This window comes from Alcanivorax nanhaiticus (assembly GCF_000756665.1).
Lineage (GTDB): Bacteria > Pseudomonadota > Gammaproteobacteria > Pseudomonadales > Alcanivoracaceae > Alcanivorax > Alcanivorax nanhaiticus.
Genome location: NZ_ARXV01000008.1, coordinates 129,952 through 142,699 on the forward strand (window position 1 = coordinate 129,952; position 12,748 = coordinate 142,699).

Annotated in this window: 11 protein-coding genes; 5 read left to right on the forward strand and 6 right to left on the reverse strand. The window is 58.2% G+C overall.

Annotation, left to right across the window (positions count from 1 at the left end):
- Positions 1-24 precede the first annotated feature (24 nt).
- From Y5S_RS11550 to Y5S_RS11560, 3 genes are all read right to left on the reverse strand, one after another.
- Entirely contained in the window at positions 25-1,668 is a 1,644-nt protein-coding gene (locus Y5S_RS11550; RefSeq protein WP_052041557.1) for a vWA domain-containing protein, read from the reverse strand.
- A gap of 560 nt (positions 1,669-2,228) precedes the next feature.
- Positions 2,229-3,221, reverse strand: coding sequence for a hypothetical protein (locus Y5S_RS11555; RefSeq protein WP_156107739.1), 993 nt, complete (start codon positions 3,219-3,221; stop codon positions 2,229-2,231).
- Positions 3,205-4,068 carry an RNA polymerase sigma factor gene (locus Y5S_RS11560; RefSeq protein WP_035233121.1) on the reverse strand — a complete coding sequence of 288 codons (864 nt, stop codon included), beginning with the start codon at positions 4,066-4,068 and terminating at the stop codon, positions 3,205-3,207. The genes Y5S_RS11555 and Y5S_RS11560 overlap by 17 nt, the downstream gene beginning before the upstream one ends.
- A 134-nt stretch (positions 4,069-4,202) precedes the next feature.
- On the opposite strand from Y5S_RS11560, the gene Y5S_RS11565 reads away from it, so the two are divergent.
- Positions 4,203-5,159 (forward strand): FAD:protein FMN transferase, encoded by a 957-nt coding sequence (locus Y5S_RS11565; RefSeq protein WP_035233122.1) that lies wholly within the window; start codon positions 4,203-4,205, stop codon positions 5,157-5,159.
- A gap of 12 nt (positions 5,160-5,171) precedes the next feature.
- Here Y5S_RS11565 and Y5S_RS11570 read toward each other — a convergent pair whose 3' ends face one another.
- Both Y5S_RS11570 and Y5S_RS11575 read right to left on the reverse strand, forming a co-directional pair.
- On the reverse strand, positions 5,172-7,055 hold the full coding sequence (locus tag Y5S_RS11570) for a tetratricopeptide repeat protein (RefSeq protein ID WP_081939744.1): 1,884 nt from the start codon (positions 7,053-7,055) through the stop codon (positions 5,172-5,174).
- Positions 7,056-7,058: 3 nt separating this feature from the next.
- Positions 7,059-7,559 carry a hypothetical protein gene (locus tag Y5S_RS11575; RefSeq protein WP_231552677.1) on the reverse strand — a complete coding sequence of 167 codons (501 nt, stop codon included), beginning with the start codon at positions 7,557-7,559 and terminating at the stop codon, positions 7,059-7,061.
- A gap of 388 nt (positions 7,560-7,947) precedes the next feature.
- Between Y5S_RS11575 and Y5S_RS11580 the strand changes: the two genes are divergently transcribed.
- The gene (locus Y5S_RS11580) at positions 7,948-8,412 is read left to right on the forward strand and encodes an LEA type 2 family protein (RefSeq protein ID WP_035233127.1); all 465 of its coding nucleotides are present in this window, start codon (positions 7,948-7,950) and stop codon (positions 8,410-8,412) included.
- A 26-nt stretch (positions 8,413-8,438) separates the two neighbouring features.
- On the opposite strand, the gene Y5S_RS11585 is transcribed toward Y5S_RS11580, so the two are convergent.
- Positions 8,439-9,449, reverse strand: a complete 1,011-nt coding sequence (locus Y5S_RS11585; protein WP_035233129.1) for an AraC family transcriptional regulator — start codon at positions 9,447-9,449, stop codon at positions 8,439-8,441.
- 101 nt (positions 9,450-9,550) lie between these two features.
- On the opposite strand from Y5S_RS11585, the gene Y5S_RS11590 reads away from it, so the two are divergent.
- From Y5S_RS11590 to Y5S_RS11600, 3 genes are read left to right on the forward strand one after another with little or no spacing between them, the layout of a single operon-like run.
- Positions 9,551-11,008, forward strand: a complete 1,458-nt coding sequence (locus tag Y5S_RS11590) for a flavin-containing monooxygenase (protein WP_035233131.1) — start codon at positions 9,551-9,553, stop codon at positions 11,006-11,008.
- Positions 10,992-11,924 carry an alpha/beta hydrolase gene (locus tag Y5S_RS11595; RefSeq protein WP_035233132.1) on the forward strand — a complete coding sequence of 311 codons (933 nt, stop codon included), beginning with the start codon at positions 10,992-10,994 and terminating at the stop codon, positions 11,922-11,924. The genes Y5S_RS11590 and Y5S_RS11595 overlap by 17 nt, the downstream gene beginning before the upstream one ends.
- Positions 11,921-12,676 (forward strand): SDR family oxidoreductase, encoded by a 756-nt coding sequence (locus Y5S_RS11600; protein ID WP_035233133.1) that lies wholly within the window; start codon positions 11,921-11,923, stop codon positions 12,674-12,676. The genes Y5S_RS11595 and Y5S_RS11600 overlap by 4 nt, the downstream gene beginning before the upstream one ends.
- Positions 12,677-12,748 lie beyond the last annotated feature (72 nt).

Genomic DNA, 12,748 nt, shown 5'->3' on the forward strand with positions numbered 1-12,748 from the left:
GCTTCTCGTGACTCGTAACTGCGCTTAAATTTTCTCACTCACCTCCGCCTGGCGCAGCAACTGAATAAACTCGGAGCGGTAACCATACGCATCATCACCCTTGTTCTTCTGGGCCAGCGCTATGGCGTCATCGAGATTCCATTCCCCGGTATATTGACTCCCTTTGAGCAACTGCGCAGCGCCTGCTACCGCGATGGCGAAACCGGTTTCCTGTGATTGCCAGGCTGCCGCTTTCGGCTGCTGCACCGGCACCGGTGTTTCAATCAGCACAGAGCGAGTCTCGCCCGGACGCTTGTAACGCAACTTCAGGAAAGCATATTCACCAGCAAACGCCGTTTCGGTTTTGCTTTCCGGCTTTTCATAGCGGCCAGGCTCAATCATGGGGGCTGCGCCCACCGGGGTGATTTCATAAATCGCCGTCACCGTATGGCCGGCACCAATTTCGCCTGCATCCACCTTGTCGTTATTGAAATCCTCACGCTCCAGCGCACGGGTTTCATAACCCAGAAGTCGATATTCCTGCACCGTGGCGGGATTGAACTCCACCTGGATCTTGACGTCCTCGGCAATGGGGATCAGTGAAGAAGTCGCTTCCGTCACCAGTACCTTGCGTGCTTCGTTAAGGGTATCGATATACGCAGCCACCCCGTTGCCATTCTGGGCCAATGTCTGCATCAGGCTGTCGTTATAATTACCCTGCCCAAAGCCCAGCACTGACAGGTAAATACCCTTGTCACGCTGGCGAGTGATCAATCCCTCAAGTGCATCCTGATTGGTCACCCCCACATTGAAGTCACCATCCGTGGCAAGAATCACCCGGTTAACGGCATCTTTGTCAAAGTGCTGTTCTGCCAGACTATAAGCAAGCTCAATCCCCTCACCGCCGGCAGTGGAGCCCCCGGCGCGCAACTGGTCCAGCGCCGCTTCAATCTTGTGCTTGTCAGTCACCGCCGTCGGCTCAAGCACTACGCCAGCAGCACCGGCATAGACCACCAGTGCCACAGTATCCTCGGGATGCATCTGATCCACCATCATGCGCAGGGAGCGTGTCACCAGTGGCAGCTTGTCCTCCGCCATCATGCTGCCGGACACGTCCAACAGGAACACCAGATTGGCCCGCGGTCGGCTCTGCTGCTGCGGTTCATAGCCTTTGATACCGATGTGGACCAGCTTGTTGCCCGCACGCCATGGGGAGTCAGTTACCGATACATGGGTGAGGAATGGTGTGCTCGGGGAATCCGGTGCGGGATAGTCATAATCGAAATAGTTCACCCATTCTTCAAGACGAATGGCATCCGGCTGCGGCAAGCGACCGTGATTAATCTGACGGCGGGAGAAGCTGTAGGATGCGGTGTCCACATCAATGGAGAAAGTCGACACCGGCGATTCGGCAGTGCGCATGATGCCGTTATCGTCAATCTCGGTGAAGCGATCCCGCTCTTGCTGATCAGGCAACCACTGGCCAGGAGACGGCGGAGCCACCATCGCCGGGGCCATGGCATAGCTGGCACTGTCCGCCATCATGCGTTTGGCCTGCGGGGCCATGGGCTTGCTGGCCACTTCCTGCAGCGGCTGCCGGCTGTCCACCGCCTGCTCGGCCTGATGGGAACACGCCGCCAGTGCCACGCTGATGGCCAGAACAAGGGGAGTACGAATCAGAGTTTTCACGGTTACCTCCAGGGTGTTTTTTTATCCTTCATGGAGGTAAGACGGACAGCCTTCAGATCTGCCTCAAACTTTTTTTGGTTCATCGCAGATTAGCGGGAGTGAGAGGGAGGGATAAGCACAGGACGCAGAACCCTGCCTAAAGGTCGCTAAAGGCCAAGGGCCATGATTCAACTGTGGGAGCGACGGTTCCGTCGCGATGCCCCGGCATCGGCCTTTTCGCGGTCGAACGCCCGCTCCCACAGGAGACGAGACCGCAAGAGCTCCCGAATGGCACAGCAAACCCTAGCTCTCACAAGGGGTACGGTTGGTTTGGCGTCAGCGTCCGAAGTCTGGCAAACCTGCATTCCCGCTAACCTGCGATGTGCCCTTTTTTTGCCTAATTGCGAAATAGCGGGACTAGCCTGAGCTGAAGATAGCGGCCCGCCCTGAAAAATGCATGGCCAGTGCTGTGGGAAGGTACTTGCACGCGAAAATCTTTGCTTCTGCCCACTTCAAGCCCCTTCGCCTGCAAGCAGCCTCCCACTGTAATTTCCACGCCCCGAGCCAGTTGTAGTGATCAGCTAATACCGCACCGCGCTCTGTGCGTGCTGCTCAAGCACCTTGCCCAACCCGCACCAGCCTTCATCTGTGTCAGGCCTGAGGGACGCGAGGCTCTCCGGGTTGCTTTTCGCCGCCTTCTGGAAGGCCTGCCGCAAGCGACTCAGCGCTTCATCAGAACAGCCTGCGGCTTCGGCGGCGCGCGCCGCGCTCCCCAGCAACGCCATGTCACTGCGGGTTTCCCTATCAGTGGAGAATTCATCTGAGGCAGCTTCATCAGGGGTAAGCTGATAAGCCATCAGATAATCCTGCCAGGCTGGGGATGCCACCACAGGCTCCGGAGCCAGACGCGCCGCTGAGGGCATGGAAGGCGGGGCCGCCACAACCGGGCCCGGCTGTGCTTTTCTGGACGGTGCCGGGGCCTGATCCTGCAGACGCGGAGCACTGGCGATTTCTGCCTGATCCCACTCCGCGAGATCCTCGGCAGCCCTATCCGCACTCCGGCGGCGCTCATCCATTTCTGCCCGCTCCCGCTTGGCCGCCAATTGCTGACTGGCTTTCGCTTCAGAAAGGCTTTCCTGCTGGCGTGTTTGCTCCATCGTCACACGGTCTGCTTCAAACCGTTCGACCATGACTTCACGCATCACCATGCTGTCCTCGGGTGCCATCGGCAGCTGCCCCTGGCGAAACAACAAGACGCCAACTAACGCGACACTGGCCGTCATGCCAATGGTGGCCCAGTGCCAACGGAACAGACCGTGCCAGAGAGCACCATGTTTCGAATGTGGTACGGCAGCAGACAAGGCCAGCCACTGCTGGCGAAGGGAGTTATGACTGGCTAGCGCGCCTTTGAGGAACGTTTCCTGCTCCGTGCTCAAGTGTCCATCCTGCCAGGCGGCCAGCACCTCATCCTCACTGCCAAACCCTTTGAAAAGGGGATGTGACAGCAACGGTGAGGCGCCTGAGTCGGATACCCTCAGGGATTGCATCAACGCGTTTTCATTGTCCGAATTCAAACGTCGCCTCCCCATTATCGCCCAGACCCATCTCGGAAAGTGCGGCCTGCAATTGCCGTCTCAGCCCTTGCAAGCGGCGCTGCACGGTGGCCGGGCTACTGCCGGTGAGTTCTGCAATCCGGCGGCTGGCCAGGCCATCTTCGTAGTGAAGCGACAGCAGCAGCCGGTCATCTTCTGACAGGGCCAGGTCCGCCACCAGGTTTGCCAATGCCTCTTCTTCATTGGACGGACATGACCGCCGATTTGCATCAGCAGGGTTGACGTTGAGCAAGGTCGACAGCACCGTCAATGCCTGCTCTCGCTGTGCAGCAAGGAACCCCGCATCCAGTGATGCGCCGTTGTCATCGGGAAGCGTATCGAGCCCGAGCTCAGTCACACAGCACTCGGAAAACCCGGGCTCGCCACAACGGGGAATCCGCTGTTTGATCTCACGAATGGCGTTAGCGATCAGGCTCTCACGATAGTCCCGGGCCAGGCGCCCCAGAATTGTCTCCGGCCACTGCCGCTCCAGACACAACATCCGCCACACCTGAACCCACGCCTGCCCCATGGCCTGCAACCACTGAGGAGGACGAGGCCGCCCGAACTTGCGGCGGGCGAAATCTTCCATGGCGCGCCCCGCCACCGCATAGGCGTAGGTGGAAGGCTGACTCTTGCCGCTGAAGGATTGCAGTGCCGCCCAGTCATTGTCACTGAGGGCCTCAAGCATGGCAGTGCAGGCCTCTTCGGCAAGCACAGGCTGCACAAAGCGTTTTGCCGCCATGCGCTCCAGCCCCGCCATAAAGTCGGGATCAAAAACAAGAGAGGGCCAATCCATGGAATCGTGCCCCACGGGTCCTTCCACCATGAAAAAGTCTGCACCGGGAGATTGTCATCACTTGTAGCGCAAATGCCGAACCGATACCAGTTTTACCCGGTTGCAGGTGACGATCACCGGCACAACTGACTACACTGCTGCCAGCTTCAGTTGAGGAACCGGATATGTTGCGCCCGCTGTTAACGCTCCTGCTTTTTTTGCCCGGCTTACTGCAAGCCCAGTGGCAAGAGCATCAATGGGATGTCATGGGAACCCGCGCCAGCGTCACGCTCTGGTCAGAAAAGGAGGCTGCGCCACTCTTCGAGGCACTGGAAACCGAAATGTCTCGCCTTAACGCGCTGCTTTCCCCCTGGGTCGAAGACAGCGAGTTGGCCCGGCTTAACCGTGAAGCAGCGAAAACACCCCAAACCGTCAGCCCGGAATTCTATGCACTGCTTCAACAATCCCTGCACTATTTCGAACTGACCGAAGGGGCCTTTGATATTACCTTTGCCAGTGCCGGGCACCTGTATGACTACCGCGCCGGCAAAGCCCCGGACGAAAGCACCCTTAAAGCCGCGACTCAGCACATCGACGCCCGCCAGATCCAGCTGCTACCCGAGCACCGGGTGAAGTTCACTCATCCCGGCACCACCATTGATCTTGGCGGCATTGCCAAGGGTTACGCCATTGACCAAGGCATCGCCTTGCTCAAGCGGGCAGGCATCCAGCAGGCCTGGCTTTCTTTGGGAGGCGACAGCTATGTACTGGGTGACCACCGAGGCCGCCCCTGGGGAGTCGGCATTCAGCACCCTCGTAACCGTGACGCGGTTGCCATGCGGTTACCACTTAGTGACACCGCCATGTCCACCTCTGGGGATTATCAGCGCTATTTCATCGCCGACGGCGAGCGCGTTCATCACATCATTTCCCCGCAAACCGGCAAGAGTGCCAGCGAACTGGTGAGCGTGACCATACTGGCAGAGAAAAGCGTCGATGCAGACGCGCTCTCCACCAGTGTGTTTGTACTGGGAAAGGAAAAAGGGCTGGCACTCATCAACCGGTTGCCTAATACCTCGGTGATCATCATTGACCAGGCAGGTGAAGTGTCCTACTCCGATGATCTGGCTCCCGGACAATAACCCCCGGCGGCGTTACTGCTCCCCTGACTGCGCTTCGCCCGATTCACCAACCGCCCCTGAAAGGTTAGGCCGACGCGCACGGAGAGAGCGGTACACAAGGTCCGCCAACCCTTCATGAGCGGTGGCGGAAAAACGTTTCAGCCGATTTCTCGTCACCGTAAGCTGCTCAAACGCCGACGCCTGTAGCGCGTACTGCTGGCGGCGCATCAACTGCTCACCGCGGCGCTCCAGATCTGCCAGCATGACCTCCAGCTCAGGCAACTCCTTGCGAAAATGCTCAAGACGATCCACGCGATTGGCAGCATAAAGTACCCGCTTACGCAGATCGTCATTCTCCTCCAACAACTCGCTGAGCGTTTGCAGCTCTCGCTGCCGCTGCCACTGGCGCGGCACAATATCTTCCTGCATATCCCACAACAGCAAGCCACGATAAAAATCCAGTTTGGCGGACATATCCGGGCGTGCCAGTTCCCCCCAGCCTTCAGTCATTCCCTGCGCTTCCTGCTGGGCCAGCCATAAGCGGGTTTCTTCTGGCGTGGCAAACGGCAATGGGTCCTGATCGGAAACCGCTCTCTCGAAGCGCTGAGACAACCCATTCAACCGGCCTTGATAATCTTCGCCGTCCAGCGTTTCAAGCAACGCTCTCGCCTCAGGACGCATGGCAGTTTGCTTGTGATCCTGTGCATCCAGCATGGTGTTGAGGGTCGGCATTTTCTGCTGCCAGAGCCTGAGCAGATTGTTTTGCCGCATCAGCTCATGATAATGATTCCAGCCCTGCTGGAATTCAGCACTGGCAAACCAGCTATAGAAGGTCGGAAAGCTGCTGACTCGCTTGGGCAGAAAAGGGGGCACAGGATCCATGGCAGTTGACCACTGTGGCTCACCCAACATTTCCGCAAACCACTCCCCATTGGCAATATTCTCGCCGACGGTCTGCAGATACATATCCAGTGAAGCGTAGCGTTGAATCGCAGCCTCGTACCCTTTCTTTGCCGCCTTTTCATTACCCAGCTGGTCATACAGTAATGGAATGGCCAGCTGTGCTTCCTGTACCGGACGGCGTTGAATGGAGAATTGATCCAGCCGCTCAAGAACCGGCAACGCTCTGACGGCCTGATTTTCCATCAGCAAGGCGCGCACATAGAGCATCATCGATTCATCGGCGAAAGGCCCTTCCGCCCGCGCTGCGGCAAGTAGCGCCAAGGCTCGCTGCTCCTTGCCTGAACGCAACATATCAATCGCCAGGGCCAGCATGGCCTTGTCTTTGATCGCATCGGTCTCGGGTTCACCAGGAGGCAGATTCGCCAGTTGCCACAGCCATTCCTGCCCTTGGGCCGCCTGCTCTCCATTAATCCAGCTGATTGCCAGGTTATAGCGCAGGTAGGCATTGAGAGGATTTTCTTTGGCGAAGGCATCCAGCGATTCCGCCGCCTCGGCATAACGCCCCAAACGCATCAGCACCTTGGCACGCAGGCTGTAATAGATTTCGGCCAGTTCTACGGGAGGTTGGCCGATCTGTTCATTTAATGTCTGCAGGGATTGCGTGTATTTACCTTGCCGGTAGAAAAGCCCGGCAAGGTGAATCCAGGCCCGCTGGGCAACCATGTCACTCACCTGGGTGCCCAGCAGGGAATCAAATACCTGCTCGGCGTCCTCCGGCATGCCATAAGCGCTATACATGGCACCGAGCAACACCCGTAGATCTTCCCGGTGATGCTTGACCTCGCCACGTTCAAGCGCCATCTGCGCGCGGGTCAGGGCCGCGAAGTATTCGCCCTGCAGGTACAGGTAAGCCACCTCACCATAAGCTGGCTCCTGCACCCTGTGATCCTGATCCAGCCGCCCCCATGCCTGACTGACAACCAACAGAGCCAGACTAACAAGCACTATTCGCATCTATCAGCGCCAATCACGGAAACGGAAGCGAGGCTGCTGCTTGGCACTGTCATCCTCGATATGCAGCTGGACAAAATGCCGGCCGTGCCCTTTCTCAAACTGCGCATTCACCCCACGGCGAATCTCGGTACCCTTTGGGCCATCCCCGGTCACAAAGGCAACCAGCTCATGCCCGCCATTCTTCACGTTCGCCACGGCCAGCCGTTGCACCGCACCATTGCGCAGCGCGCGCACTTCTTTTTCGGTATACAGGTGGCTGGCAATCACCTCACCATCCAATTCCAGGGTGATGCTGTCCGGCGCAAAGAAATGGCCCACATCCAGTGACACATAGATCCCCACCTGGGTATCCGCAGGGAACAGCAGCTCTTCTTCCAGCAGTAACAGGCGCTTGTTGACTTCCAGCACTTCCCGTTTGAAATCCGCCAGATCCTTGTCCAGCTCAGCTGCCTGCAATGGCGCAATAGCGAGCAGCAGCAGCGCGATGACTACATGGCGCATCATTCCCTCTCACAACACAAATAATTTTTGCCGAATCTAACACACCTTTACGGGCAGGACTGTTGCCACCTTCTCATCCCGTTATTGACCCATTTTATCGGCGGATACAATTTTCCCACATTTGTTCCTTGCCACAACCTGCACAACAGGACCATTATCAAAAGGTCGATACTCGCTATCGACTCCGTGCCGGCGGCCCGGTCATACGCCGCGCCATGCGCGCCTTGCAAAGGGCGCGGTGGCGCGACAGGAGTCCGGGCCGTCCGGCATGCACTTACCTCGCATCACGTTTCCAGCCTAAACTTCGCCATCATTGCGCCCTGCTTTTCCCGAAAGGAACCTTCCGGCTATGCTGGCCTCCAATGTCTGGTCAATGTGAAACGGAATCCCGATGAAAACACTGATTTCTTCCTGGCTGCTGGCCACGCTTTTCCTGCTGGCGGGCTGTCAGACCCTGGGTTCACTGGAAGCACCGGAGGTGTCCGTCTCCGGGATCAACCTCAACAAGGTATCGCTGTTCGAGCAGGAGTGGGGTCTGACCTTGAGGGCCCGCAATCCCAATGATCGTGAGCTCACCCTGAAAAGCATGGATTACGAGATCTATGTGAACGGGGAAAGGTTTGGCCGTGGCCTGACTGCTGAAAGCGTCACATTACCGGCAATGGGCGACGCTACCGTCAAGACCACCATTACCACCAGCTTGCTGGAAAGCCTGCAAAAACTGCAGCAGATTCAACAGCAACCGGGGGAACCACTGACTTACCGACTGGTAGGCAAAGCCCGAGTGGCAGGAGTACCTATACCGCTCAGTTTCGACAAGGAAGGAGAAATGAGGCTGCCGGCGATGCCCCGCTAGGCCACCCGGGTATAGCCCCATTAACCTTAACCCTCCTCTTTACGCTCTCGCCGAAATCGCGCCGGGCTTTGCCCGGTCCAGCGGCGGAAGGCATGGATAAAGTTGGAGAGCTCGGAATACCCCAGCCGCTCACTGATTTCCTCCAGCGTGAGAATCCCCAGCGTCAGCCATTGCTCCGCCAGCATCCGCCGCACTTCATCCATTAATTCCTGATAACCGGTCCCTTCCTTGCCCAGATGTCGACGCAGGGTCCGGCTGCTCATGTGCATCTCTTCCGCCAACGCCTCCATATCGGGGTAGCGACCGGGCTGCTGCAACAGACGGCGTCGAACACGAGCAGCCATGCCGCCCCGCGAATGGCGCTGAACCAGCAACTGATGGCATTGTTCCTCGCACAATCGTGCCGTCACCGGATTGGCCTGCGGCAACAGCATGGTCAGCAACTCCTGGGTAAACGCCGCTTCACTGCGCGCGGCCGAAAACGTCGGCGTACGACCAAAAACCGCCTCAAAAGGAGCCGGATCCCGTGGGGGCAAGCGCAGATTCAGCGTGGTCAGAGGCACTCGCAAGGAAAACAATTCTTCCTGCACCACCATGATGGCACTGCTGTCTCGCGCCAGCAGATAAGGGCGGACAGCCTCCTCAAGCGCCGTATCATCAAGCACCAGAAAAGCCTGATCGCCTATTTCCTCAAGGCGAATATCGAGAAACGCAAAGGTGAGACCGAGATAGCGCAGCCCTAGTCGAATGGCATCCCCAAAGGTTTGGCTACTCAACAGGGCAAAGCCCCAGACACCATAACTGCTGAGATGGTAGCGCTGTCCCATGGCAAGACCGTGAGCCACCGGATCATCCAGCTGCTCACACAGGTTGCGGACCACTGTCAGCTCCTGCTCTGCCTCAATGGTGGCATCCGACTGCTGCAACATCCCCGCATTCAGCCCAGAGCCGGCCAGGCTCCGGGAAACGGGTATTCCCTGCTCGGCAGCGTAGGCCACCTGCAGGCGCACACTGGTAATGGCTCTGAGGGCATTCATCGTTGTCCGTTTTCCACAACTTTATGTCCCACAATGCCATAAAAATGACGTTTGGGCCTCGCTAAAGTGATGTCTATAGAGTCAACAGAGATGTATACGCCATGAAAACCACACACCAGGTCATCATTATCGGCGCAGGCTTCGGCGGCCTGGGCATGGCCATCCGGCTGAAGGAGCAAGGTCAGGACGATCTTCTGATCATCGAGAAGGCCGAAGATGTCGGAGGTTGCTGGCGCGACAATACCTATCCGGGTGCCGCCTGCGACGTGCCTTCACACCTGTATTCCTATTCCTTCGAGCGACACTACCCCTGGAGTCGCCGGTTCGCCCCGCAAAAAGAAATCTTCGCTTATCAGCAATACTGCGCGAAGAAATATGACATCTACCGCCACATTCGCTTCAAGACAGAAGTGGCCGAAGCGCGCTACCAGGATGACAGCCGCACCTGGCAGGTAACCCTGACCAATGGCGAAACCCTGTCCTGCAAGGCGCTGATCACCGCCACCGGACAGCTCAACCAACCCGCGTACCCACCACTCTCCGGCATCGATGATTTCCAGGGCACGCACTTCCACAGCGCCCGCTGGAATCACGAGGTAGACCTGACCGGCAAGACGGTGGCGGTAGTCGGCACCGGGGCCAGCGCCATCCAGTTTGTGCCGGAGGTCGCCAAGGTGGCCGGCAAACTGATGCTGTTCCAGCGCTCTGCGGCACACGTGATCGCCAAACCGGACCGCGCCTACTCGGGGCTTGAGCACCAGGTACTGAAACGCCTCCCTATCACCCAAACCCTGGATCGCGCGCGCATCTATGCCGCCAACGAATCCCGAGCACTGGGCTTTACCTCTCTGCAGCAAGCCATGAAGCTTTATGAATGGCTATTCAAGCGTCACTTGAACAAACAGATTAGTGACCCGGCTCTGCGGGAAAAGCTGACCCCGGATTATCCCATGGGGTGCAAGCGAATTCTGATGTCCAACGACTACTACCCGGCATTGGCACGCCCCAATGTGGAGGTGATCAACCATGGCATCAGCTCGGTAGACCAGAATGGACTGACCGACAGCACCGGCACCCACCACCAGGCCGACGTCATCATCTACGGCACGGGTTTCCAGGCCACCGACTTCCTTACCCCAATGACCATTATCGGCCGTCAGGGCCAGGACCTGAACGATGCCTGGAAAGACGGTGCCGAGGCCTACCTTGGCATGACCGTGCACGGCTTCCCCAATCTGTTCATGCTCTACGGACCGAACACTAACCTGGGCCACAATTCCATTATCTATATGCTGGAGAGCCAGATTCACTACATCCGTCAGTGCCTGGCCGCCATGGAAGAACAGACGTTCCAAGCTCTGGAGGTGCAAGCCAACATCCAGTCGCAGTTCAATGACGATGTACAACGCAAAATTCGCGGCACCGTCTGGGACAAGGGCTGCCATAGCTGGTACAAGACAGAGTCCGGCAAAAACACCAATAACTGGCCGGGATTCACCTTCGATTATCGCCGCCTGACCCGTCAGGTGAACTGGAGCGACTATGAGCTTGTTCGTTGATCGGGTCAGCCGGTCACAATCGATGGTCCAGCAGCTGCTGGCCCGCCTGCTGCGTACATCACTGGCCCTGCTGTTCAAGCCCGCCACCCGTTGGCTGAGTCTTTCCAGCCAACGTCGCTGGATGGACATCATGGCCATGACCACCCTGCGCGCCCGTGACGTTGCCGACCATGATGACCCCGTGGCGGGCGTCCCTTGCCGTCACTACCAACCGCTTCACGCCCAATCCACTGTGCTCTACCTGCACGGTGGCGGCTATGTGGCGGGGAGTCCTGACAGCCACAAGGCCATCACCTCGCACATGGCCCGCTTTGCCAATGCCAGGGTTGTGGTGCCAGATTATCGACTGGCACCAGAGCACCCTTGCCCCGCTGCCATCGAGGATGCGGTTGCGGTCTACTGCCAGCTGCTAGCGGAAGGCGTTCACCCTGACACGCTGACGATCATGGGAGACTCTGCCGGCGGCGGCCTGACCATGGCGACACTGCAAGTGCTCAAGCAGAAAGAGATTGCTCTCCCCGCCAGCGTGATTTTGTTTTCCCCCTGGGTGGACCTGACTCTCTCCCAGCTGTTCGACACCGACCGGGACATCATGCTCAGTCAGGAATGGCTTCAGGGTGCAGCACTGAACTATGGGCAAACCGATCTGGCACGCCCACAGTGCTCACCGATCTACGGTGACCTCAGCGGCCTGCCCCCCGTGCTGATCCAGGCCGGCAGTGACGAAATCCTGCTTAATGACAGCCTGCGCCTGTGCGAAGCACTGAACGAGGCAGGTACGTCAGCGCATCTCCAGGTTCATCCTCAACGTTGGCATGATTTTCAACTGCATGCCGGCGTGCTCGCCGACGCAGACCACGCCCTGATGACCTGTGCCCGTTTTATCTTGCAACATCGCAAGGAGCCACAATCATGAAACGTATCTTTATCACCGGTGGCGCCAGCGGCATTGGCCAGGCCACCGCCCGCCTGTTCCACAAGAACGGTTGGCAGGTGGGTATCACCGACGTAAACGAAGTGGCCCTGCGTGCCACGGCCGCGGAGCTGGACGGATGCTGGTACCGCCCGCTGGATGTGACCGATGATCTTGCCTGCCAACATGCCGCCCGCGACTTTGCTGCCGAAGGTGGTCTTGATGTGCTGTTTAACTGCGCGGGCATCCTGCAGATGGGGCAGTTCGAAAATATCAGCGCGGCGCGGCACAAGAGCATCATCGACATCAACGTGACAGGCCTGATGAATATGAGCCTGGCGGCTTACCCGCATCTCAAGGAAAGCGACAAACCGGTGGTAATCAACATGAGCTCGGCATCTGCCATGTACGGCACGCCGCACTTTGCCTCTTACTCAGCCAGCAAGTTTGCGGTACGCGCGCTCACCGAAGCGCTGGATGTGGAGTGGGGTCGGCAGGGCATTCGTGTAGTGGACGTGATGCCACCGTTCGTGAATACCCCCATGGTGAACGATGCCGACTTTCGCGCGCCGGTGATCGATCGCATGGGGGTGAATCTGGATGCAGAGGACATTGCGGCCACCGTCTGGCACACCGCCACCCACATCACCCCCGTGCATAACCCGGTGAGCGGCAAGTTCAAGATCCTGGTGCTTGGCAATAAACTTCTACCGGGTGCCGCCACGAGACGATTGATGCAATTCTTGAGTCGTTGAGGAAACTGCAACGCGGATAACAGCCATGGCTCCTGAAACGACGGAGCCGTGTGCCACAGGTACAACAGATTC

What these genes read in the sequence shown, in the direction of transcription:
- Y5S_RS11560 (WP_035233121.1), bottom strand. Translation starts at nt 4,068, where the DNA reads ATGGTGGAAGGACCCGTGGGGCACGATTCCATGGATTGGCCCTCTCTT.
- Y5S_RS11565 (WP_035233122.1), top strand. Translation starts at nt 4,203, where the DNA reads ATGTTGCGCCCGCTGTTAACGCTCCTGCTTTTTTTGCCCGGCTTACTG.
- Y5S_RS11570 (WP_081939744.1), bottom strand. Translation starts at nt 7,055, where the DNA reads ATGCGAATAGTGCTTGTTAGTCTGGCTCTGTTGGTTGTCAGTCAGGCA.
- Y5S_RS11575 (WP_231552677.1), bottom strand. Translation starts at nt 7,559, where the DNA reads ATGATGCGCCATGTAGTCATCGCGCTGCTGCTGCTCGCTATTGCGCCA.
- Y5S_RS11580 (WP_035233127.1), top strand. Translation starts at nt 7,948, where the DNA reads ATGAAAACACTGATTTCTTCCTGGCTGCTGGCCACGCTTTTCCTGCTG.
- Y5S_RS11585 (WP_035233129.1), bottom strand. Translation starts at nt 9,449, where the DNA reads ATGAATGCCCTCAGAGCCATTACCAGTGTGCGCCTGCAGGTGGCCTAC.
- Y5S_RS11590 (WP_035233131.1), top strand. Translation starts at nt 9,551, where the DNA reads ATGAAAACCACACACCAGGTCATCATTATCGGCGCAGGCTTCGGCGGC.
- Y5S_RS11595 (WP_035233132.1), top strand. Translation starts at nt 10,992, where the DNA reads ATGAGCTTGTTCGTTGATCGGGTCAGCCGGTCACAATCGATGGTCCAG.
- Y5S_RS11600 (WP_035233133.1), top strand. Translation starts at nt 11,921, where the DNA reads ATGAAACGTATCTTTATCACCGGTGGCGCCAGCGGCATTGGCCAGGCC.